Consider the following 23,050-nt stretch of genomic DNA (forward strand, 5'->3'; position numbering starts at 1 on the left):
CAGCTTTAGCTGCAGCCGTGTACAAAAAGACTCCCCCAAGACGCTGAGATCGGGGGAGTCTTATAAAGAATTATGCACGTTCTACAGGGAAGGGCCAATCGCAATCCAAGATATGAAGCCGTAGGCCAGATTGCAGCCGGGCTGGCGCACAACCTCGAGCACGGCGCTGTCTTCTTGCTGGGATTTCAGCGAAATTTGGAAGCCGGGATTGTTGCTCATGCCTACGATGACATAGTTGATGCCGCCAAAAGGCTCCTCAAATTGAACCCCCACTTCGGCTTTGGCCTCGGGGCCGCTCAAAACGAAAGGCGTCATTCCATATTGTTGGAGCTTCGCCTGGCCGGCCGTACCGCGCACTGGCGTAAATCCGAGATGGCGGCTTTGAATGGAGCCATCGGCAATTTGCGTGCCGCCCAGAGAACCGTCAGCGACATGAGAACCTGTAATGGCACCTTGCGCAATATGGTCGCCGGTGATGGAAGCATCGGCGAGGGTGAAACCGTCGAAGGCATCCGGCCCGAGATGGCGGCTTTGAATGGAGCCATCGGCAATCTGCTTTCCGCCCAGAGAACCGTCAGCGACGTGCGACCCCGTAATAGCGCCCTGCGCAATATGGTCGCCGGTAATGGAAGCATCGGCGAGGGTGAAACCGTCGAAGGCGTCCGGCCCGAGATGGCGGCTTTCGATGGAGCCATCGGCAATTTGCGCACCGCCCAGAGAACCGTCAGCGACATGAGAACCTGTAATGGCACCCTGCGCAATATGGTCGCCGGTAACGGAAGCATCGGCGAGGGTGAAACCGTCGAAGGCATCCGGCCCGAGATGGCGGCTTTGAATGGAGCCATCGGCAATTTGCGCACCGCCCAGAGAACCGTCAGCGACGTGCGACCCCGTAATAGCACCCTGCGCAATATGGTCGCCGGTAACGGAAGCATCGGCAAGGGCGAAGCTGCTGAAGACGTCCGGTCCGAGATGGCGGCTCTCGATGGAGCCATCGGCAATTTGTGTGCCGCCCAGAGACCCATCGGCAACATGAGAACCTGTAATAGCACCCTGCGCAATATGGTCGCCGGTAACGGAAGCATCGGCGAGGGTGAAACCGTCGAAGGCATCCGGCCCGAGATGGCGGCTTTCGATGGAGCCATCGGCAATTTGCGCACCGCCCAGAGAACCGTCAGCGACGTGCGACCCCGTAATAGCGCCCTGCGCAATATGGTCGCCGGTGATGGAAGCATCGGCGAGGGTGAAACCGTCGAAGGCATCCGGCCCGAGATGGCGGCTCTCGATGGAGCCATCGGCAATCTGTGCACTACCCAGAGAACCGTCAGCGACATGAGAACCTGTAATAGCACCCTGCGCAATATGGTCGCCGGTAACGGAAGCATCGGCGAGGGCGAAGCTGCTGAAGACGTCCGGGCCGAGATGGCGGCTCTCGATGGAGCCATCGGCAATTTGCGCACCGCCCAGAGACCCATCGGCAATATGAGAACCTGTAATAGCACCCTGCGCAATATGGTCGCCGGTAACGGAAGCATCGGCAAGGGCGAAGCTGCTGAAGACGTCCGGTCCGAGATGGCGGCTTTGAATGGAGCCATCGGCAATTTGTGTGCCCCCCAGAGACCCATCGGCAATATGAGAACCTGTAATAGCACCCTGCGCAATATGGTCGCCGGTAACGGAAGCATCGGCGAGGGTGAATCCGTCGAAGGCATCCGGCCCCAGATGGCGGCTTTCAATGGAGCCATCAGCAATTTGCGCGCCGCCGAGCGACCCATCGGCAACATGCGATCCCGTAATAGCGCCCTGCGCGATGTGGACTCCGGTGACAGCGGCGTCGGTCAAATGAGCGCTGGTCACTGCCCTCATTCCCAGCTTGGCACTGTCAATGGCTCCATCGGCGAGGGTAAATCCGCTGAAGGCGTCCGGTCCGAGATGTCTGCTCTCGATGGCGCCGTCGGAAATGTGCGAGCCTGCAATGGTTCCATCCGCGATCTTATCTCCAGTCATCGTTCCTTCAGCTATGAGTTCCGCCGTAATCGCCCCGGCTTCGATATGCTCTGTACTGATGCAGTGCATCTGCAGGTGGTGGGGAAGGACCGCACCTTCGGCTAACTGCCGGGATCTTACCGAACCCGACTGCAGTTGATCCACGCCGACACTGTCTGGCTGCAGATGCACGTGCCCTACGGATTGATTCCCCAGATGGGCGGCATTAACGGAATAAGGCGCCAGGTGATGGCTCTGAATCGCGAACAGCTCAATATGATTGGAACCGACAGAACCTTCTGCGATATGCTGGCTGTTTACAGAGTCCTCCGCGATATGACCTGCAAGAATGCTTCCTTCCGTGAGATGGGAAGAAGTAATACTTGTTTCTTGAATATGGTGCGACCCGACCGAATCCGGAGCAAGATGGCGATCCGTTACGGCATTGTTCCCGATATGCTCTGATTTGACAATGTCTGCCCCTAGATGCTCGGACTGAATACTCACCTGCTGCAGGTGCCCGGAGCTGATGGAGAGCGGCTTGATTTTGTCCCCGCTCACGGAGTTTGGTTTCAGAGCCTGCTCGGATACCGACTCTGGGGAGAGATGGGCTTCCGAGACGGACCGATCTCCCAGCTTGGAGCCCGGAATGCTGCCGTCATTAAACAACATCTCCGGAGAGCGGGCTTCGTCCGCTAAGTGATTTAATGTGATGGATTTTTTCTTCAGGTGGTAACCGTAAATCGCTTCCTGCACAATATGCTTGCCCAAGATGGATTCCAGGCCGAGATGAGCGCCTTCTATTGCCTGCGGTGCGATTTTGTCTGAAGTAACCGCCTGGTCCTGGATCGCCTCTCCCGATACGGAACTTGGGGACAGGTGGGCCGATTGTACGGCCTTCTGGGCAATCTTATCTGCGGTGACGCTGCCCTCCGCAAGCTTGGAGGAAGTAACGGCAAGATCCACAAGCTTGTCGGTCGATACGCTTTCCGGCGACAGCTTCAGCGATGTAACGGCGTGGTCGCCCAGATGGCGGGGGACAATGGCGCCGTTCGCGATGGCGGATTCGGTAACGCTGTCCGGTGCAAAATGCTTCGGAATCAGGCAGCCCTCCGCAATATGAGCCTGATTTACCGCTTGTTCAGCCAGGTGCCGGGCCGAAATGGCTTGAACGGCGACATGGTCCGATTTAATGCTCGAGTTCTGAATATGATGCGTTTTGACCGAATCCGGAGCAAGATGGCGATCCGTTACGGCATTGTTTCCGATATGCTCTGATTTGACAATGTCTGCCCCCAGATGGTCGGACAGGATGCTCTCCTGCTGCAGGTGCCCGGCGCTGATGGAGAGCGGCTTGATTTTGTCCCCGCTGACAGAGTTTGGTTTCAAAGCCTGTTCGGATACCGACGCAGGGGAGAGATGGGCTTCCGAGACGGACTGATCTCCCAGCTTGGAACCCGGAATGCTGCCGTCATTAAACAACATCTCCGGAGAGCGGGCTTCGTCCGCCAAGTGATTTAATGTGACGGATTTTTTCTTCAGGTGGTAACCGTGGACGGCTTCCTGAACAATATGCTTGCCCGAGATGGATTCCAGGCCGAGATGAGCGCCTTCTATTGCCTGCGGTGCAATTTTGTCTGAAGTAACCGCCTGGTTCTGGATCGCCTCTCCCGTTACGGAACCCGGGGACAGGTGGGCTGATTGTACGGCCTTCTGGGCAATCTTATCTGCAGTGATGCTGCCCTCTGCAAGCTTGGAGGAGGTAACGGCAAGATCCGCAAGCTTGTCGGTCGATACGCTTTCTGGCGACAGCTTTAATGATGTAACGGCGTGGTCGCCCAGATGGCGAGGGGCAATAGCGCCATTCCCGATGGCCGATTCGGTCACGCTGCCCTCCGCGATTTTGTCCGCCGTGACCGAGCCTCGCGCAAGCGCCTTGCTCTGTACGCTTTCGGCCTTGAGATGCCTTGCTTCAATTGCTTGGTCGGACAGATGGGCCGAGCGCACCGCTTCTTCCTGAAGAGCGCTGGTTCCGACACTGCCTTGAGCTAGGTGATGCTGCAACACCGACTGTTTGGCGATATTGACGGAGGTGACGCCATCAAGCGCAATGATCGCTCCGCCGACAGAGCCGAGCGCCAGCTTGCTGCTTGTGACGCTGCCAGAAGCCAGCTGCTTTTCGCCAATGGATTCAGGCTGAAGATGCTGCCTGGCTACGGCGCCGTCGGCCAGATGCTGCGGTCCGACCGCTTTAGGCTTTATGGCGGATCCGGTTACGCTTTCCGCTGCAAAATGCTTCGGCGTCAGGCTGCCCTCCGCGATATGGGACGCTTTCACCGCTTGCTCAGCCAGATGTTGGGATGAAATCGCTTGATCTACAATATGGGCCGATTCTACCGATCCTTTGCTCAAATGCCGGGTCTGCACCGCTTCGTTAGCAATTTTGCTCGGGAGAACGCTTTGGTCTGCGATCTTGGAGGCAGTGACGGCTTGCTCCACCAGCTTCGCCGTATGGACAGACTGGTCGGCCAGCTTGAAGCTTGTAATGCTGGAATCGGCAAGATGCCGAGAAGCCACGGCGCCAGAAGCGAGTTGCTCATCTCCAATAGAGCCATGTCTGATTTGCTCGGTACCGATCGCGCCGTCCGCGATATGGCGGGAGAGGATGGTGCCAGCCTGTAGATGTGCCGAACCAACGGCGCCTTCGGCGATTTGGCTAGAACCGACGCTGCCATAAGCTAAATGCTCGGCAGTGACCGATCCGGGTGCCAAATGCCCGCTGTCTACGGAGCCTTGTTGGATATGTGAGCCGGAAACGGCACCATATTCAATCTTTTCGCTGCTGATCGCGCCGTCACGGATTTTGGTTGTCGTGACTGCGTAGTCAGCGAGCTTGGAGGTGTGCACGGCTCCGTTGGCCAGATGCCGGGTTTCGATCCCGCTGGAGGCAATTTTGTCGCCTCTGACAGATTGATCGTCAAGCAGCTCCGTCGTCACGATCAGATGCTGCAGGTGGCGGGCCGTCACGGCGCCATCGGCAATTTTATTCCCTTCGACCGAATGATCCGCGAGCTTCTGGGCAGTGATTGCGCCGTCTTTGATTTTGCTTCCGTTTACTGCGCCGTCGCGGAGCTTCCGAGTGGATAGCGAGCCGTCCATCAGGTGATCGCTGGTAATGGACAGGGGGGCGATCTTGCTTGAGGTAACGGCCTCGTCCGTGATATGGATGCTGCTCACGCTGTAATCCTGAAGCGCCTCGGCTCCTACGGCACCGGGTGCGATTTTGGAGGCGGTCACGGCCCGGGAGGCAATGCGGCTATCGGTAATCGCATATTCGCCGATATCTTCGGTGTATATGAATGCTCCCTTCACTCCGGGCATTTCCCTATCGGCCAGCAGCTGCTCTTGTTCAGCATGTATGGCCGCAAAGGATGAGGTATCGGCAGGTTTCTCTTGGCTCGGGAAAACTTCGCTCAATGGATTGCTCGGGTTCTGTTCCGGCAGAATATCGTGGATGACCTGTATCTGTTCCTGTATCTGTTCCTGTATCTGTTCCTGTATCTGTTCCTGTATCTCTTCCTGTTCCTGCCTTATCTCCTGTTCAAACTGTTGTTCGTTCTCTTTCTCCTGCTTCAGTTCAGCTAGACCAACAAGGTCTTCCTCGGAATCCAAGACGGAAGCCGCGGACAGGATGCGGGCCTCCTTGTCTTTTTTGGAGTTGCGTCCCGTACCTCGCCCCAGCAGGTCAATCTCCCGGGTACTCGGATCGACTCTGAAGGGCTGGGTAGAGGAGGATGAGGTTTTCTTCTTTTTTTTCAAAACGGCACACTCCTTCTGAATACTAAATCGTCTCCGATATCCTATGCAGACGCGTAGGCGGCTGTCACAGATGTTTCGGGAGCTTAGCAGACGAACGGCCGGGGCTTTTATCAGGGGGCCTCTCCGATAGAAGTCGCCATGGGGAGCTGCCGGTAAAATGGAAAAGGGACCCGGCTGTGCAGCCAGGTCCCTTATTGCGGCGTGAAATGCGCCGCCTATAAAATTTAACCCCTGACAGACGCATGCGGTCTGTACAGTCGGTTCCGTGTGTGAAGTCATTCAAGAATCATTACTTCCAAAACAACAAAAGCCCTGCCTCTCTTTCGTCCTTGCGGCTCCGATGACCGCTCCAGTGTGAATCAGAAAACGTTCCTTAAAACTCTTACTCTTAGGGTCATTAAATAGGAATTTTCCACTTCATCTGAGATGTAATATCAATTTTCGAGGAACTTACGGGGTTAAACTTCATGTAACAGTTTATTATTATATCATAGTTGGGCCCGATAAGCAAAAATATTCAAGAATCTTGGCGAATGAGGTTTAAAGTTCTTGATTTTTTTGGCATTTCCAACGATATTCATAGTAACGACAATTTTAGCAAATTCGATAATTATCCTCATTTCATGCGGGATTTTGTGAATGATGCTGCAGACCGATGTTCGGCTTAAACGGGGTGTTTATTTCTGTTACGAAAGTAGAGGCGGACCATGCAACTGTATAAGTCATTTCTTAATCAGCTTGTTCGGAATTATATGATCGGCTCGATTGCGGCTGTTCTTGTCGTCGGCGGCGTATTATTGGTAACGACCCTGGAAATTTCCTTCGAGGAAGGCGCGCGTCTGATGGTCATCCTTGCCATTTCGTTCATGATCATGAGCGTTTCGGAGCTCAGCGTCTTCCTGAAGCAGCTTAAGCCGATCCGTGCGGTCTTTGAAGAGGAAAACCCGGATCTGGATCTGCTTGAAAAAGCCTATTTACACGTGCATCGTATGCCGCGCCTCGCCGTTTATCGCATATTCGGCCCCCATCTGCTCGGGCTGTCGCTGCCGGCCATTCTCCTGACCTTATGGATGATGGAGCAGGGGAAGCTGAGCTTTCCTGCCTTTTACATATGGCTTGCGTCACTTGGAGCCGTTCTCCTTGCCAGCTGCCATGCCATGATTGAGTTCTTCCTGACGATTGCCGCCATTCGCCCGCTGATCAAGGGAATAAGGCGGAATGCGCTGTCGAGGTATGGTGTCGATTTCTCGCTGGAAGGGCAAGTATTCATGGCGATTCGCACCAAATTTTTGCTAAGCACGATGCTCATCGGCACATTTCCGCTCTTTCTGTTCTCGCTGGCCGTCCAGATTAGGCTGGAGGGGCTTAACAAAATTGCTCCGCAGCAGTATTGGGGTTGGGCAGGGTTCGTCCTGCTGCTCGGCGTCGGATTCGCATATGTCGGAGCATGGCTTTTAACCCAGGATTTACAGCGCCCCATCCGCCAGCTGTACCGGGCGATGAATGAAATTAAAGAAGGACGCCTTATCCAGACCTCGAATCTATATTCCGACGAATTCTCTACACTGATCGCGGGCTTCAATATGATGGTTCGCGGCCTTCAGGTGCGCGAGGAACGGAACCGTAAGCTGCTTGACAGCTACTTCGCGGCGCTTGCGGCCGCGCTTGATGCAAGAGATCCTTACACGGCCGGTCATTCGCTTCGGGTTGCGGAATATTCCGTTCTGATCGGCCGTCTGGCCGGTCTCAGCGAGGAGGAGATCGATCTGCTGCGTAAGACGGCGCTTCTGCATGATATCGGCAAAATCGGTGTGCGTGATCATATATTGCTGAAGGAAGGGAAGCTGACGGAAGAGGAGTTCAATCAGGTCAAGACGCATCCGCAGCAGGGCGAGAATATTTTGCTGCAGATTGAACCGGCCGACGCCATGGCTCCTTACCTGGAAGGGGTGCGATCCCATCACGAACGATATGACGGGTGCGGTTATCCGGATGGCCTGAAGGGCAAGGAAATCCCGTTGTTCGGGCGGATTATTGCCGTCGCGGATGCGTATGATGCGATGACGTCGGATCGTCCTTACCGCAGCGGCATGCGATCGGCGGATGCGCTGAATATATTGGAGGAGGGCAAGGGGACCCAGTGGGATCCGGATTTTGCAGGCATGTTCGTGAATTATATGAAAAGCGAGACAAAGGTGGCCTCGATTCGCTAAGAATGAGAGGCTGTTACATCAGACCTCAAGTACAGTTGATAGATAGATGCCCTGCGGGTCCTCATGGATTCGCGGGGCATTTTGCTGTGTTCGCCCCTCTGCTGCCTTGGCTATAGCATGGATGATAAAGCAGTGACCCTCCCTACAGAATTGGCGCCAGGTGAGGCAAGCGGTAGAAGGTGATCCTTCCATGACAGCTTCCTTCAAGGATTCAGAGCGGCAGCAGGCGGGTAAACACAATGTACAGACGATAGATGAATGCAGGAGTCATTACTTGATAGGGAGGCAGATATCTATGGATAACAACGTTTTTAAAGGGAAATGGAACCAGATCAAGGGTGAAGCGAAGAAGCAATGGGGCAAATTGACCGATGACGACCTGGATGTCATCGCCGGAGAGAAGGATAAATTGGTTGGGAAGCTGCAGGAACGCTACGGACATTCGAAGGATGCCGCAGAGCGCGAATATGCGGATTGGAGCGCCAGATTTCGGGATTAAAGCCTTAGATTAAGGGAGGCGAATGATCGTGTTGGAGAACCGGGTTGTGACCGGCAAGGTGATCGATATTCGTAACGATAAGGTGCTTACGCTTCATGGAGACATGGTCAGTACGTTTGATATGAAGTACTATGTCTGGATGGAGGAGGAGCCCTTCCCTATTCACGAAGGCTTGAGCGAGGCGTCCATAACGGGCGGTTTGCCGGAGGGGGACGCGGCGCATGCCGAAGCCCCCGGCTGGTTCCGCAGAGATTGGAAGCCGCTGCTTAACTTGATAACCGCTTGGAGAAAGAGTGCGAATCGTGCCTGATTTGCACTCTTTTTCTGTATTTAAGCTGCGGCTCATCCTCCTGTAAACGGCTGTATGGTCCATGAGTGGTTTCACCTGATTCAAGTATGTTGACAGCTCCGTTATGGGGTGTAGAATGATCTCAGTAGCAGGAGTTCGGTCAGCCTAACTTTGACGGAGGTTTTGTCCACATCTAAGCTGTCCAGGTTGTCCATAAGCCGCGGTCTTAACCTGATGAATGATTTAGATGATGAATAATTAAGGAGGGCAGTTAGATGGGACGGATAACACTCGTTATTGGGGCAACGGGGCTTGTAGGGGGACAGGTTACCGAGGAATTGCTGAAGAGACCCGAGATGAATGAGGTCCGGGTGCTGGTGAGAAGACCGCCTGACGCTACCCATCCGAGTCTGCGGAGCATTCCCGTGAATTGGGATGAGCTCGAACGCTTCGAAGAAGCCTTCGCGGGTGTTCACAGCGTGTATTGCTGCCTCGGGACAACGATCAAGAAGGCCGGCTCCCGGGAGCAATTCCGGAAGGTCGATGTGGAATACGTGCTGAAGTCGGCGACCCTTGCCAGAAGGCACGGCGTTCGCCAATTCCTGGCGGTCAGCTCGATGGGGGCAAGCCCGGATGTGCGGAATTTCTATCTTCGGACCAAGGGCGAAATGGAGGAAGGCCTGACCGAAATGGGCTTTCATGGCCTGCATCTGTTCCGTCCGTCTTTACTGCTTGGAAAGCGGCCGGACAGCCGTTTCGGCGAGCAGGCAGCTGCGGCATTGATGACTTCTCTGGATGTGCTGTTCAGGCGTCCGAAGCTCGCTCCATACCGGGCAGTCCCTTCACTGAAGGTGGCCCGCGCCATGGTGAGGATCGGGCTTACCGATATGAAGGGGCATCACATCTATCCGAATGAAGTCATTCATGTGCTGGGCGATACGGCTGAATAAATTTGCCAGTCTGCAGCCGGACGTTTACAATGTGAACATAACAGAATTACATAGAAGGGAGCCTTATCCATGAACAAACATATTATTTCCACGCCTAAAGCGCCAGGCGCGATCGGCCCTTACAGCCAGGCGGTAGAGATCAACGGCTTCGTATACACCTCCGGCCAGCTCGGTCTGAATCCGGAAACGGGGGAATTCGGTGAAGGCGTGCAGGAACAGGCGCGGCTGTCCTTAAGCAATGTAAAGGCCATTCTTGAAGCGGCAGGGACAAGCCTGGACCAGGTCGTCAAAACAACCGTATTCCTGAAGGACATGAATGATTTCGCAGCGGTAAACGAGGTGTACGGCAGCTTCTTTTCCGAGCCTTATCCGGCGCGGAGCGCGGTGGAGGTAGCCCGCCTGCCTAAGGACGGACTGGTGGAAATCGAAGTCATTGCAGTCAAGGGATAATGGATCGAAGGAAAACGTAAGGAAGAGCTCCGGCGCCCTAGAGGCGGCCGGGAGCTCTTTTTTTGTCAGGGTCAGCTTTACTTGTATGGGAGCCGGCCAGTTCAACTGGGAGCGCGAGGAACAAGACTGGACGTTGCCGTCGCCAAGCGGGTGTTTCCCGGGCCCAAGCGGGCGTACCCGTGACCCGGTGTTTCCAGGAACCCAAGCGGGCGTTCCGTGCCCCCCGGTCTTTTCGAGGCCGCAGTAGGTGTTCCAGTCCCGTGACCCGGTGTTTTCCCAGGCTCAAGCCGGTGTTCCCGTAGCAAATATTCCGGCTGTTACTTCTTACTTCTGGTGCACCTTCCGATATTCGTTGGGCGTCACGCCCTCCATTTTTTTAAACACCTTGCTGAAGTACTTTTCATCCTGGTAACCGACCATCTCTGCAATCTGGGCAATGCGGAGCTGAGGATTGAGCAGCAGGGTCTTGGCCTTGTCGATGCGTACACGTCCGAGAAAATCGGAGAGGGTCACGCCGAATTCCTGTTTGAATTTGCGGGAGATATACTCCCTGCTGAGGAAGAAGCGACCGGCAATCTGCTGCAATGAAATCTCCTCATGATAGCTGTTTTCCAAATACCGGGCGATATCATGAATAATATGGCTGTCCTTCGAATGAATCTGGGTAAGCACTCTGGAGGCTGCGTTGAGTCGGCCGCAAATCTGTTCCCGCCAGCGGTCCCAGCACAGCATGCCGTCCTCATTCAAGGGAAGAGGGGACGGCAGGTCTTGGGAGATTTCCGCGTCCTCCACGGGCTCCTGTACGCTCTTTACCTCATTCTCGGTCCAATGCTGCTGCATCCAGTCCCATTCGGAGTTTATGCGCAGCAGCTGCTCCGGAGACACCCGATCCATGTCCCGGATATCCTTCATCCACTCATCCGCGGCTGCTTCGATCCGTTCCTTGCTCCCGCTCAGGGCGGCTAATTTGAATTTCTCTTCATACGTGGCCAAGCGAGGGGTACGGGAGCCTTCGCTTTCCGGGACGCGGTCTTTGTGAACTCGCGATTTGCCTGTCAGCAGGTTGCGGCTCCACAAGGCCTGGACGGCGTTCAAGTATGCTTTCGGCAGCTCAGCAGGGAAAGCTGCTGCCGCATAGCCGAAATGGGCCCGGCGCCGGAGAATGGCGAACAATCCGTCGTTGATCCGTTCGAGCATATCGTTGACGGGCAGACGAGGGTTCCAGTACAGCACAATCATTTCACCGGGCTTGTCGATATGGCGGAAAGCGACACCCTGATCGCGCAGCAGCTCGTTGCAGATATTAATCAAGGTGAAGGAGAGCAGATGCCGCCGGTTCCGAAATTTGGACAGCAGGTCTTTGTCAAACTGAACATCGCTTATAACGACGATATGACAGAGAGCTCCTGTCTGAGGCAGAGCTATCCGGTTTCGCAGCTGGGCTACGATGCTCTCTCTGCTGCCGTATCCGTTCACAAGATCCGAGAGAAGCCGGTCCATATAGAGCGGGGTCATCTGGTTCATCTCGATATTTTGGCTCATGATCTGCTTCCGCTTTTCTTCCTCCAACCGCCAGGCATCCGCCGCTTTGCCGAGCGCCTCGTTCAGACTTTCCGCCTCGACCGGCTTCAAAATATAATCCGATCCCCCCGAGCGGATCGTATGCCGGACATACTCGAAATCATCGTATCCGCTGATGACGAGCACCTTGATGTCGGGTCTGGATGTGTGCAGCCAGGTCAGCAGCTCGAGGCCGTTTGAATTCGGCATCCGCATATCGGTCATGACGATCTGGGGATCTTTCTCCTCAATCAGCCGAACCGCTTCCTCGCCGTCGGCAGCCTGATAGATTTCCGTTATGCCATGACGCTCCCAGTCCGCAAGCATCTCAATCGCTTCTCTTACGTGCTGTTCGTCGTCTACGATCAATACTTTCATCTCTTCTGCTCACTCTCCCCAAGCGTTGATATTGAGCGTGACAATGACGCCATGCGGCACTGCATTCTCGATGGTTAAAACAGCCTTGTTGTCCGTATACAGGTTCAGGCGCATCAGCACATTCATAAGCCCGATGGAGATATCCCCGGCATCGCCGCTTCGCGGCTCATAGCCCGAAGGATCGGCCAGCATGCGGCGGATAGCGGCCAGTCTGTCTTCCTCAATCGACGTGCCGTTATTCTCGACCACGACGACGAGTCTATGTTCCTCTGTAATACGCGAAGAAATCGATAAGCGTCCCACGGTATCCCTGGTGTTCATGCCGTGCTTGAAATAGTTCTCGACGATCGGCTGCAGAATCATCTTCGGAACGGGAGCCTGCAGGCTTTCCGGCTCCAAATCCCATGTAATTTCAAGCTGATCGCGGAAACGCTGCTTCTGGAGCTCCAAGTAGAGCCGCACATGATGGATCTCATCCTGCAGCGTTACCTTCGCCTCGCTGTTACGCATATTGTAGCGCATGATATTGGCGAGGGAGGAGAGCAGGGAATAGATCCGCGGCACCTTATGCTGAAGGGCCAACGTTCCGATGGACTGAAGCGCATTGTACAGAAAATGCGGGTCGATCTGTGCCTGCAGCGCTTTCAGCTGGTTGGTCTTGTTGGCCAGCTCCAGCCGGTATTCCCGCAGGATCAGGTTGTTGATCGTGTCCATCATATTCCGGAACCGCCGGGATAAAATTCCGATCTCGTCCGGGCTCATTACATCGATATCGACATCCAGCCGCCCGGTCTGTACCTGATTCATATAACTCGTGAGCTGTTTAATGGGTCTTGTAATCCGAATGGATATCCATAGGGTGCCGAAAATGACAACCAGTAGAGCAAAAATGGCAATAATCGCGTTGATCCCCGTCAGTTCTGTCGAATTTTTGTACAGCGTTTTATGCGGTATCTGCTTCACCAAAGTCCAGGGGGCATACGGCAGATCCAGCTTCTCATAGATCACCATCGCTTGCTTGCCGTCATAATAGCCCTGTTTTCCCTTGGCGATTTCATTCAGCAGCGTCTGATCGGCAAAGGGCTGCCCGATTTCATCGGAATTCGGACTATACATGATGCTGCCTGTATCATCAATCAAGTATAACTGCTCCTCCCCCTTGGCATACAGTTGGTCGCAAATGGCCAAGATACTGTCAAGTTTCACATCAATCGCCATTAGAGCGTACTGCTCGGGAGATGGAATGTTGTTGATCGACCGGTAAAAGGTGATCACCTTGAAATCGGTAATGTCGGCCGGTCTGCGGGGAAATCCGTAGTTATGAACCTCATGGATCGGCTCGACCGCGGCAGGGCCGGGACCGAACTGCTCAATCCGGCGGTAAGGCTCCTTCCGGAACTCGCGCCTTGGAAGATTGCTCGACACTTGGGTCGATTGACCGGTTAAGTAATTGTGCAGGTAGATCTGATGAATGTCCTCCATCCCTGTCTGAAGCGCCTGCAGGGTGGCATAGAGCTCGGCAATGACGCGGTGATTGTCCGGATCTAGGGCGAGATTGCGCAGAAAATAGGAGTCCGAATAGACGGAGAGCGAAGCCCGATTGATGCTGTTCATATAGTTTCTTAAATTGGTCGCTCCTTGATAAATAAGCCGGATGTTCTCGTTAACCGTCTGTTCCTTCACGGATTCGCGGGTATGCGAGAATGTGATGATTAAGGAGAGCAGAAGCGGAATCGTTGTAACGGCCAGCATGAATTGAATCAGCCGGGTTTGAATACTGCGGAATTTCATGGCGGCTCACCTCAGATAGGATCAATCGTACAAAAGCGTATGGTCAATATTTTACACCTAACGGTTCATGATTCTCCGTGTTCAATGATAACAGGTTACCTCATAATGGCTATACATCATACAACATCTTATCGCAAAGGGGAGATCACAGGGATGAATCGAAAAAAATCATCGGCGCTGCTCCAGCAGTTTCTGTTCGTGGGACCCTCCACTATTTTTTTCATCCTGATCATGATCATTCCATTCCTTCTAGGACTGTATTATTCCTTCACCAACTGGAATGGCGTATCGAATAAAATCGATTGGGTCGGCTTTGATAACTTCGTAACGATATTTACCAACGACGATAAATTCCGCAGCTCATTCTGGTTCACCGCAAGGTTCACGGTGCTGGGAGTCATTCTTACGAATCTTCTCGGCTTCGTGCTGGCCTATTTTCTGACCAAGCCTCTCAAGACGAGGAACGTGCTGCGAACGATCTTCTTCATGCCGAACGTGATCGGCGGCCTGCTTCTGGGCTTCATCTGGCAATTCATCTTCGTAAAAGGCTTCGCGGCGATCGGCAACGCGACGAATCTCGGATTCTTCAATCTGCCTTGGCTCGGGACGAAGGGGACGGCTTTCTGGGCGATCGTCATCGTCTTCGTATGGCAGACGGCCGGTTATCTGATGGTCATCTATATTTCGTCGCTCAATAACGTGCCAAAGGATATTCTGGAGGCGGCCGAAATCGACGGCGCAAGCAGGGGACAAGTTCTTCGGTCCATCATTATACCGCTCGTGATGCCTGCCGTCACTGTATGCCTGTTCCTGGCGATCTCATGGTCGTTCAAGATGTTTGACCTGAACCTGTCGCTCACCAAGGGCGGGCCGTTCGGCTCCACGGAGTCGGTGGCCATGAACATCTATAACGAAGCGTATACGAATAACCGTCTGGGCCTCGGCACAGCGAAGGCGGTCATCTTCTTCATCGTCGTCGCCATCATCACAAGCCTGCAGGTTCGGTTCACGAAGAGCAAGGAGGTCGAGGCTTAATGGAGACCGTTAGAAAATACAAGCTGAATACGCTGGCTACCGAGCTCATCATGATCATCGTTGCTCTGCTCTTCCTGGTACCGTTCTATTTCCTGTTCGTCAATTCGGTCAAAACCTTCGGCAAGCTGCTGACCGATTCGGCGGGGCTGCCGACAACGTTTGAATGGAGCAACTATTCGCGGGCATGGGATATTACGAACTTTCCGTCGGCGCTCTGGAACTCCCTGGTCGTCACGGTTGCCAGCAACCTGCTGCTGGCGATGCTGAGCGCCATGACGGCGTATCAGATGGTGCGGCGCAATACGCGCTTTAACCGGCTTATGTTCGCCCTGTTCGTTGCAGCCATGGTCATTCCGTTCCAGTCCATCATGATTCCGCTGGTGAAGGTAACCGCAACGATGGGCATCAATAACAGCCTGTACGGCCTGATCATCTGTTATCTCGGGTTTGGTGTTCCGCTCAGCGTATTTCTGTTCCATGGATTTACGAAGTCGATTCCGCTGGAGATCGAGGAGGCGGCAACGGTGGACGGAGCGAGCGGCTACGGCGTATTCTTCCGGGTCGTATTTCCGCTCATGAAGCCGATGTTCGTGACCGTGATCATTCTGAACACGCTGTGGATCTGGAATGACTATCTGCTGCCGTCGCTGATCCTGCAATCCGCCGAGCTGCGGACGATACCGATTGCGACCTTCGCCTTCTTCGGGCAATATACCAAGCAGTGGGATCTGGCGCTGCCGGCGCTGGTGCTCGGCATTCTGCCGATCATCATTTTCTTCCTGGCGATGCAGAAATACATTATTGAAGGAATTACCCACGGGGCTGTCAAGGGATAAACCGGTAAAGCGGTCAATTTCATCCACCTGAGAGATCAATATCGTACCTGATGAATCGAAAAAAGGTTAATTATACTGAAGAAGCAAAACGCCATTCATAGCAACTGATACACCTATACAAAAGGGAGGATTCATAACATGAAGAAACAAGGTAAGCTTCTGCTGGTCATGATCCTGGCGTTCTCCACCTTGCTTGCAGCATGCGGCGGCGGCTCGAAAGAGAGCGGCCAGGGAGCCGAAGGCGGCGCTGAGGGCGGAACGAAGACCATTAAGATTTTCCAATTCAAGGTTGAAATTGCGGAGGCGCTGAACCAGCTGAAGGCGGAATATGAGAAGGAGCATCCCGGCATCAAGCTGGACATTCAGACGGTCGGGGGCGGCTCTGACTACGGCGCGGCATTGAAGGCAAAGTTTGCTTCAGGCGATGAGCCGGACATCTTCAACGTAGGCGGGTACCGTGACCTGGAAACCTGGTTCGAGAATATCGAAGATCTGTCCGACCAGCCATGGGTGGACGATGTGCTGGACGTAGCGAAGGAGCCTATGACGAAAGACGGCAAGCTGTATGGGCAGCCGTTCGGCATTGAGGGCTACGGCTTCATTTACAACAAGGACCTGTTCAAGCAAGCCGGCATCACCGAGCTGCCGAAGACGCTGACCGAGCTTGAGGCAGCTGCGCAGAAGCTCCAAGCGGCAGGCATTACGCCATTTGCCAACGGCTATCAGGAAACGTGGATTTTGGCCAACCACCTGCTGAATATCCCGTTTGCCCATCAAGAGAATCCGGATGCTTTGGTCAAAGGCCTGAACGAAGGAACGGAGAAGATTGCGGGCAATGCGAAATTCGACGAATGGATCCGCCTGCTTGACCTGACGGTAAAGTATGGCCAGAAGAACCCGCTGACGACCGACTACAACACCGAGATCACGATGTTTGCCAGCGGGGAAGCCGCCATGACACAGAACGGCAACTGGACCCAGGTGCAGATTGACGGAATCAATCCGGAGCTGAACATCGGCTTCCTGCCGATGCCGATCAACGACAACGCTGAAGAGAACGATAAGCTTCCGGTCGGCGTGCCGAACAACTGGGTAGTCAACAACAAATCCCAGGTAAAGCCTGAAGCGAAGGAATTCCTGAACTGGCTTGTCACCTCGGAAACCGGCAAACGGTACATCACGGACGAATTTAAGTTCATCCCGGCCTTCAAGAGCATCGAAACCAAGAGCGAAACACTGGGCGATCTCGGCAACGATATCGTGAAATACAGCAAGGAAGGCAAGACGCTCAGCTGGGAGTTCAATAAATTCCCGGATGGCGGCATGAACGAATTCGGCAGCCAAATGCAAGGCTATGTTGCCGGCAATGTGAATAAAGACCAATTGTTCGAGGGCATCCAGAAATCCTGGGAGAGCCTGAAGGCGAAATAAACGAATAGAAGCGAGAAGAGGCCGCTCCGATTAGTCGGAGCGGCCTCTTCTGCGTGTATGGGGCAGCTATGGGAATGCAGGCGCGCAGGAATAGAGTGATGTCCTCGCATCATTGCGATCGCCAAATGATCCCGGAATGTTCGCTGGATATGCCGCGACGACGGCTGACAAGCTCTAAGCCCTTCGGATCAGCAGATAGATGATGAGTCCGACAATCGGAAAGAACAGCAGACCGAGGACGACAAGCAGCGCGAATTCAGGGCTTCTGCCAAGACGGCGCGCATCGCGGTATCCCCATATACAAATCAAGATGTGAATAATAAAAAATAAAATACCTATTAATATAACGCCCAGCCCAATAATGCTTCCGGCAAATAAGATGTCCACACGAGCTCCTCCTGACAAATGTAGGTTTATTTATTCAATACGCATGAAGGACCGGATAGGTGGCAACATTTAGGGGAGCGGCATCCTTTATTTGCCCGAAAATTCTTTTGGTTACCGTTTTGAAATTATGCGGCGATCGTATAAGATAGTAATAATATCTATAAAAAGCAGGAAAAGACGGGAGACAACGATGAATCAACCGCTTTATGGCGTATGGTTAGGTGACGCATTCTTTTGTTTTTCCGGAGAGGTATCCGAGCCCAAGGTAGATGCATGGAGCCGCGTTGTCCGTGCCGTACGGATGCAGGATGGAAGCCGTCCCTTCGCACATGCAACTCTCCGGCTGGCCGAGCTCAGATATCCGTCCCCGACCTATGGGGCGAGAAGCACGCGTCGTCCGGAGCGGAAGATGGTTGGCGGCCGGACGATGGAAGGACTGGCGCTGACGCCGGGGGATGCGTTCCAAATGCTGCTCGAGCTTACGCCGGCAAACTATGAAGCACAGGGCCTCGCAGCCGGAGAAGAGATGGAATTTTGGATACAAGCAAGCCGCTTTGCGCTGCAGCTGCTGCTTCAAGGCAAGCTTGCGCCCGGAACAGCCGAAGTGCCGGCGGTCGGAAGACGGCGCACCACGATGCAGAGCATCCGTGCGGTATGGAAGCCGCAGCTCTCCGGGGAGGACTCGGAGCGATTCATGCACCTGGCGGCCAATATTCCGCCGGTCTGCATCGGCGTGCCGGCAGCTCTGGCCGGGCATGACCCGTCAACCCGGGAAGAAGCGGGCGCGATCGTGCTGTACTCGTTCTTGTGCGGCATTCTGAACAGCGAGGCCCGGGAGGCGGTGCGGGAAACCCAGGATAAGCTGCGGCCCCATCTGGCGAATTATCGCCGCGGGCATTCTCCCTTAGCCGAGCTGTGGTGGAACAGTCTGCTGACGGTGAACCGTGAGCTCCCGGTTCAAGGAACAGTCGAAGAGATCGGGGAGCTGACATCGGCGGTGGAGGCGGCGGGAGGAACGTCGGTTCCGTATGCCGCGGGCGAGGATGCGCCCCCGGAGAGCGGAACGGTCGGGCTCGGACTTCGGCTTGAGCCTCCGCTTACGGACAACCGGCAGGATTGGCAAATCTCGTTTTGGGCACGGGGCTTGGAGGATGAGGGCTTGCTGCTCCCCGCAGGCAGCATCTGGGGAATGGCGGAGCCGGATCCGCTGATCCGGGGACGGATCTATTCCTCCGTGAAGCAGCAGCTGCTGCTAAGGCTTGGCGAAGCCGCGGAGCTTGCGCCGGAGCTGGCGGAGGGCTTACGCGGACCGGCACCCGATGGGGCGACGATTCCGCTCAGCGCCTTGTCTTCCTTTATGAAGGATTCGGTTCCGAGACTGGCCCGAAGAGGCGTGACGGTCCAAATGCCGTCAAGGTGGAGCAAGGAAGGCCGCAGACGGGTCGGGCTGTCCCTAAAGATGATGTCCGACGCGAGATCGCCGGGCGGGATGCATCCGCTCCCTGTGATGGGGATGGAGCATCTGGTTCGCTTTGAAATTTCCGCGGCCATGGGAGGCCAGCGTCTCACCCGGGAAGAGCTGAAATCGCTGGCGGAGCAGAATTTGCCGTACGTCCAATTCCGCGGTGAATGGGTTGAGGTCGACTTGAAGGAGATCAACCAGGTGCTCCGTTTCATGAAGCGCCACGAAAAGGGCGAGATGGAGCTCGCGGAATGGATGCATCTGACCGCCGAGATGGACGGGGAACGGCTGTGGAAGGGCCTCTTTATCGAGGAGGTGGAATCCGCAGGTCTGCTGTCCTCCTTGCTCGAAGGCGAGTTCATCCGGAAGGTTCCTCCCCGGCCTGTCCCCTCGACGCTGCATGGGGAGCTGAGGCCGTATCAGGAGCGGGGGTATCAATGGCTCAGCATGATGCGCGACATGGGCTTTGGCGTATGCCTTGCGGATGATATGGGGCTTGGCAAGACGATTCAGGTCATAACATGCCTGCTGGACCGGAGGGAATCGGACGGGGAGACCGGGCCGGTCTTGATCATATGCCCGACGTCTTTGCTTGGGAACTGGCAGCGGGAGCTCCAGCGGTTCGCCCCGGAGCTGTCGCTTCATGTTCATCACGGTGTCCGGCGGCTTCGGGGCGAAGAGTTCACGCAGAAGACCAAGGAGTACGACGTCGTGCTGACCACGTACCATCTGGCCGGGCGTGACGGAGGAGATCTGTCCGGCATCAGATGGTCCAGCGTTGTACTGGACGAGGCCCAGTATATTAAGAATTACCGTACCAAGCAGGCGCAGAGCGTCATGAAGCTGTCGGCCCCCCATCGGATTGCCATGACCGGTACGCCGGTGGAGAACCGACTGGCAGAGCTGTGGTCCATCTTCCATTTTCTCAATCCCGGGTATTTGGGCTCCTTCCATGCCTTCCGTCAGCGGTATGCAGCCGGCGAAGGGCAGCAGGAGAGGTACCGGGAGCTTCACCGGCTCGTATCGCCGTTCATGCTGCGCAGGCTGAAGAGCGATCCGGACATCCGCAAGGATCTGCCGGAGAAGCTGGAGGTGAAGTCCTACTGCACGCTGACGGAGGTGCAGGGAGCTATGTATCAGGCCGTCGTGGATGAGATGATGGGACAGATCGAAACCCAGACGGGCATGGCCCGCAAGGGGCTGGTGCTGTCCTCGCTGACCAAGCTGAAGCAAATATGCGATCATCCTCAGCTGCTGCGGCAGGAGGAGGGACGAGCGGTGCGCGCGGAAGCCTCCGGGAAGATGGAGCGGATGCTCGAGATTCTCGACCAGATTGCAGATATGGGGGAATCGGCGCTCATCTTCACCCAGTATGTCGGCATGGGCGAGCTGCTTGTGAACGTGCTCGGACGCAAGTACGGGAAGAAGCCTCATTTTCTCCATGGCGGCGTCCCGAAGCGCGAACGGGACGAGATGGTCCGGGCCTTCCAGAACGGCGAAGGCACGGAATTCTTCGTGCTGTCGCTGAAGGCCGGCGGCGTGGGGCTGAATTTGACCCGCGCGAATCATGTGCTCCACTACGACCGCTGGTGGAACCCGGCGGTGGAGAATCAGGCAACGGACCGGGTGTTCCGGATTGGACAGCACCGCAATGTGCAGGTGCATAAGCTGATCTGCCAGGGGACGCTGGAGGAACGGATTGACGAGCTGATCGAACAGAAAAAGGCGTTGTCCGAGCAGGTCGTCGGCTCCGGCGAGACATGGCTGACGGAAATGTCCGACGGCGAGCTCCGCCGACTGATCGAGCTTCAAGGACAGGATTGGATGTAAACGGGCATCCCGTTCGATTATGAATGAGGGTGCTATACGGATTTTCTCTTTTGATTGAGATGCTGTCCAAGTTCTCTTTCGATCAGGACGCTAGCCAAATTCTTTCGTTCAGGATGCTTGCCCAGATTCTCTTCTGATCAGGCTGCTATATCGAGCGAAACAATTTTGAATGTTTGGATGACATAAAAGGATTTACGGCGAAGAGGAGGGTGCTGTTATGGAACCGACGAAGACTGGTGAGCCCCGGTTTGATTTGACTGCGGGGCGGCTTCAGGGCTGGACCGGTCCGGACGGGGAGCAAGGCGGGAGCTGCGGAATCAGCGTGACGATCGAGCCGCTTACTAGCGATGCCCGCAATACGATAATCGCCTACCTTACGGATCATCCGCTGGAGCTGTACTCGCTCCTCGCAGGCCGTGAAGCCCCGTGGCTGGCGGGCTTTGTTCCTTCGCCCCTGCCGGGCGAAGGGGAGGGCGTGCCTTGCACATGCGGGCGCGAAGCCTGCGGTCAAGCCGCGGCCGTGCTGGACGCCGCACGGCAGAAGCTTGCGGCGGAGCCGCTCCAGCTGCTGGCGTTGCTGGGGCTGCCGCGGGAGGCGCTGCTGGCCGGCGTCTTCGACGCCTGGGCCAAGGCCGTACCGCCGCGGCCCGGCGGCGCCGCCGGGGACGCGGCCACCCGCGTGAAGGAGAAGGGGCCTTCCGGCCCTTCTCCCGGCGAATGGGTGGCCGAGGCTGCGGCCGAAGGCCGGCTGCACCGGCCAGGGCCGCAGCTGGGCGAGCTGGCGGTGCCGCTGTCCCCGCCGCCGCCCGGGGAGCTTGGGCCCGCCGGCGATTGGGCGGGCCTGCTGCCGGGGGTAAGCGGCGTTACCCAGGCGCTCGGCCTCATTGCCCGTGCGGCTTCGGAGCGGGCCGAGCAGAAGCGCCGCCGCATAGAGCAGCCATAGCTGTAGCCGCACCTCTCGAAAGGAGCGGCCAGGCGCATGGCTGCTTTTTTCACGCCTAATGGCCGTAAAGCGCGGCCTCGGCACCGCAAATTCGGAGAAATGACGGCATAGCGCGTCATTCTTCGACATGACAGCGTTTGTCCTGTAACGCTTGGATAAGGTACAATGAGGACAATGAAGATGGGAAAGGACGAGGCAGCGATGAATGCATTTTATGGAAAAAGGATACGCTGGACAAGCCTGATGCTGTCATCTTTGCTGGTAGCGGGGAGCATTTTGGCTGGATGCCAATCGAATGACGCGGGTTCAGGCAAAGAGCAGGGACAGGAGCTTCAATCGCCGGCCGAGGGCCAGGAAGGCACGACGCTTCCGGAAGGAACCGGGGAGGGCGCAAGCGCGGAGGCCGGGAACGAGCAGGCGGATCCCGTGATGGCCAAGCGGAGCGAGAATGCGCTCCAGGCAACCGTGCAGGAGGAGAAAGGCAAGCAGGTCGTGACCAATCCGGATGCCGTCACCGTAGTGGTGAACAAGCAGCGCAGTCTCCCGGACGGCTACGAGCCGAATGATCTTGTGGAGCCGAACGTTCCGTTTTCCTTCGACGGTCCCCATGAGAAACGGATGTTGAGACAAGAGGCAGCCAAGGCGCTTGAGGAATTGTTTGCAGCGGCCGAGGCGGACGGAATGGAGCTTCGCGCGGTTTCGGGTTACCGTTCATATGACCGCCAGAAGGTGATATATGAAAATAATGTCCGCACCAAGGGAGAAGCGGAGGCGAACCGGGTCAGCGCAGTGCCCGGCACGAGCGAGCACCAGACCGGCCTGACGATTGACGTGTCGAGTCCAAGCGCAGGGAACGCGCTGGAGGAAGCGTTCGGCCATACGGAGGAAGGCGAGTGGCTGGCCAGACGCGCGCCGGAATTCGGATTCATCATCCGGTACCCGGAAGGGGCGGAGGATATTACGGGATACGTGTACGAGCCTTGGCATATCCGCTATGTCGGGAAGGATCTGGCGCCGGACATTGCCAAGAGCGGCCTGACGCTGGAGGAGTATTTCGACGAAGCTAACCTGAAGCTGTAGCTGTCGTGTGAAATGGTCGGAGCCGGGGGAATACGCAATCCCTTCATTGCCATGACCGGAAAAGAGCTAAACCGTTGAACGAGCTTTCAGGTTAATTGGACGTCGGGAATG

Annotated in this window: 15 protein-coding genes; 11 read left to right on the forward strand and 4 right to left on the reverse strand. The window is 55.7% G+C overall.

Going from position 1 to position 23,050, the window contains the following annotated elements:
* Nucleotides 1-81: 81 nt before the first annotated feature.
* Entirely contained in the window at nucleotides 82-5,805 is a 5,724-nt protein-coding gene (locus tag NST08_RS03035; protein ID WP_210094193.1) for a WIAG-tail domain, read from the reverse strand.
* Nucleotides 5,806-6,512: 707 nt separating this feature from the next.
* On the opposite strand from NST08_RS03035, the gene NST08_RS03040 reads away from it, so the two are divergent.
* From NST08_RS03040 to NST08_RS03060, 5 genes are all read left to right on the forward strand, one after another.
* Nucleotides 6,513-8,018, forward strand: a complete 1,506-nt coding sequence (locus tag NST08_RS03040; RefSeq protein ID WP_007130440.1) for an HD-GYP domain-containing protein — start codon at nucleotides 6,513-6,515, stop codon at nucleotides 8,016-8,018.
* Nucleotides 8,019-8,313: 295 nt separating this feature from the next.
* Nucleotides 8,314-8,517 (forward strand): CsbD family protein, encoded by a 204-nt coding sequence (locus NST08_RS03045; protein WP_007130439.1) that lies wholly within the window; start codon nucleotides 8,314-8,316, stop codon nucleotides 8,515-8,517.
* A gap of 22 nt (nucleotides 8,518-8,539) precedes the next feature.
* A complete protein-coding gene (locus NST08_RS03050; RefSeq protein WP_232239454.1) occupies nucleotides 8,540-8,827 on the forward strand; it encodes a hypothetical protein in 288 nt (95 codons plus the stop codon).
* Between the two features lie 254 nt (nucleotides 8,828-9,081).
* Nucleotides 9,082-9,756, forward strand: coding sequence for an NAD(P)H-binding protein (locus NST08_RS03055; protein WP_007130437.1), 675 nt, complete (start codon nucleotides 9,082-9,084; stop codon nucleotides 9,754-9,756).
* Between the two features lie 69 nt (nucleotides 9,757-9,825).
* A complete protein-coding gene (locus tag NST08_RS03060) occupies nucleotides 9,826-10,206 on the forward strand; it encodes a RidA family protein (protein WP_007130436.1) in 381 nt (126 codons plus the stop codon).
* A 324-nt stretch (nucleotides 10,207-10,530) separates the two neighbouring features.
* On the opposite strand, the gene NST08_RS03065 is transcribed toward NST08_RS03060, so the two are convergent.
* Both NST08_RS03065 and NST08_RS03070 read right to left on the reverse strand, forming a co-directional pair.
* Nucleotides 10,531-12,144, reverse strand: a complete 1,614-nt coding sequence (locus NST08_RS03065) for a response regulator transcription factor (protein ID WP_007130435.1) — start codon at nucleotides 12,142-12,144, stop codon at nucleotides 10,531-10,533.
* A 9-nt stretch (nucleotides 12,145-12,153) separates the two neighbouring features.
* Complete coding sequence (locus NST08_RS03070) at nucleotides 12,154-13,935, reverse strand: cache domain-containing sensor histidine kinase (RefSeq protein ID WP_341341437.1); 1,782 nt, start codon at nucleotides 13,933-13,935, stop codon at nucleotides 12,154-12,156.
* Between the two features lie 153 nt (nucleotides 13,936-14,088).
* Between NST08_RS03070 and NST08_RS03075 the strand changes: the two genes are divergently transcribed.
* The 3 genes from NST08_RS03075 to NST08_RS03085 all read left to right on the forward strand — a co-directional run bounded on the left by NST08_RS03075 (nucleotide 14,089) and on the right by NST08_RS03085 (nucleotide 17,237).
* Nucleotides 14,089-14,970, forward strand: coding sequence for a carbohydrate ABC transporter permease (locus NST08_RS03075; RefSeq protein WP_341341438.1), 882 nt, complete (start codon nucleotides 14,089-14,091; stop codon nucleotides 14,968-14,970).
* On the forward strand, nucleotides 14,970-15,806 hold the full coding sequence (locus NST08_RS03080; protein ID WP_341341439.1) for a carbohydrate ABC transporter permease: 837 nt from the start codon (nucleotides 14,970-14,972) through the stop codon (nucleotides 15,804-15,806). The genes NST08_RS03075 and NST08_RS03080 overlap by 1 nt, the downstream gene beginning before the upstream one ends.
* Before the next feature lie 138 nt (nucleotides 15,807-15,944).
* Nucleotides 15,945-17,237 (forward strand): ABC transporter substrate-binding protein, encoded by a 1,293-nt coding sequence (locus tag NST08_RS03085; protein ID WP_341341440.1) that lies wholly within the window; start codon nucleotides 15,945-15,947, stop codon nucleotides 17,235-17,237.
* Between the two features lie 174 nt (nucleotides 17,238-17,411).
* Here NST08_RS03085 and NST08_RS03090 read toward each other — a convergent pair whose 3' ends face one another.
* The gene (locus NST08_RS03090; protein ID WP_007130430.1) at nucleotides 17,412-17,624 is read right to left on the reverse strand and encodes a hypothetical protein; all 213 of its coding nucleotides are present in this window, start codon (nucleotides 17,622-17,624) and stop codon (nucleotides 17,412-17,414) included.
* Between the two features lie 190 nt (nucleotides 17,625-17,814).
* On the opposite strand from NST08_RS03090, the gene NST08_RS03095 reads away from it, so the two are divergent.
* The 3 genes from NST08_RS03095 (at nucleotide 17,815) to NST08_RS03105 (ending at nucleotide 22,939) form a co-directional block, all read left to right on the forward strand.
* The gene (locus tag NST08_RS03095; RefSeq protein ID WP_340897570.1) at nucleotides 17,815-20,916 is read left to right on the forward strand and encodes a DEAD/DEAH box helicase; all 3,102 of its coding nucleotides are present in this window, start codon (nucleotides 17,815-17,817) and stop codon (nucleotides 20,914-20,916) included.
* Between the two features lie 217 nt (nucleotides 20,917-21,133).
* Complete coding sequence (locus NST08_RS03100) at nucleotides 21,134-21,859, forward strand: hypothetical protein (RefSeq protein WP_341341441.1); 726 nt, start codon at nucleotides 21,134-21,136, stop codon at nucleotides 21,857-21,859.
* Between the two features lie 180 nt (nucleotides 21,860-22,039).
* Complete coding sequence (locus tag NST08_RS03105) at nucleotides 22,040-22,939, forward strand: M15 family metallopeptidase (RefSeq protein WP_007130427.1); 900 nt, start codon at nucleotides 22,040-22,042, stop codon at nucleotides 22,937-22,939.
* Nucleotides 22,940-23,050: the final 111 nt, after the last annotated feature.

Origin of the sequence: Paenibacillus sp. FSL K6-1566 (assembly GCF_038050475.1) — a bacterium.
Taxonomy (GTDB): Bacteria; Bacillota; Bacilli; order Paenibacillales; family Paenibacillaceae; genus Paenibacillus_AQ; species Paenibacillus_AQ lactis.

What these genes read in the sequence shown, in the direction of transcription:
- NST08_RS03040 (WP_007130440.1), top strand. Translation starts at nt 6,513, where the DNA reads ATGCAACTGTATAAGTCATTTCTTAATCAGCTTGTTCGGAATTATATG.
- NST08_RS03045 (WP_007130439.1), top strand. Translation starts at nt 8,314, where the DNA reads ATGGATAACAACGTTTTTAAAGGGAAATGGAACCAGATCAAGGGTGAA.
- NST08_RS03050 (WP_232239454.1), top strand. Translation starts at nt 8,540, where the DNA reads ATGATCGTGTTGGAGAACCGGGTTGTGACCGGCAAGGTGATCGATATT.
- NST08_RS03055 (WP_007130437.1), top strand. Translation starts at nt 9,082, where the DNA reads ATGGGACGGATAACACTCGTTATTGGGGCAACGGGGCTTGTAGGGGGA.
- NST08_RS03060 (WP_007130436.1), top strand. Translation starts at nt 9,826, where the DNA reads ATGAACAAACATATTATTTCCACGCCTAAAGCGCCAGGCGCGATCGGC.
- NST08_RS03065 (WP_007130435.1), bottom strand. Translation starts at nt 12,144, where the DNA reads ATGAAAGTATTGATCGTAGACGACGAACAGCACGTAAGAGAAGCGATT.
- NST08_RS03070 (WP_341341437.1), bottom strand. Translation starts at nt 13,935, where the DNA reads ATGAAATTCCGCAGTATTCAAACCCGGCTGATTCAATTCATGCTGGCC.
- NST08_RS03075 (WP_341341438.1), top strand. Translation starts at nt 14,089, where the DNA reads ATGAATCGAAAAAAATCATCGGCGCTGCTCCAGCAGTTTCTGTTCGTG.
- NST08_RS03080 (WP_341341439.1), top strand. Translation starts at nt 14,970, where the DNA reads ATGGAGACCGTTAGAAAATACAAGCTGAATACGCTGGCTACCGAGCTC.
- NST08_RS03085 (WP_341341440.1), top strand. Translation starts at nt 15,945, where the DNA reads ATGAAGAAACAAGGTAAGCTTCTGCTGGTCATGATCCTGGCGTTCTCC.
- NST08_RS03095 (WP_340897570.1), top strand. Translation starts at nt 17,815, where the DNA reads ATGAATCAACCGCTTTATGGCGTATGGTTAGGTGACGCATTCTTTTGT.
- NST08_RS03100 (WP_341341441.1), top strand. Translation starts at nt 21,134, where the DNA reads ATGGAACCGACGAAGACTGGTGAGCCCCGGTTTGATTTGACTGCGGGG.
- NST08_RS03105 (WP_007130427.1), top strand. Translation starts at nt 22,040, where the DNA reads ATGGGAAAGGACGAGGCAGCGATGAATGCATTTTATGGAAAAAGGATA.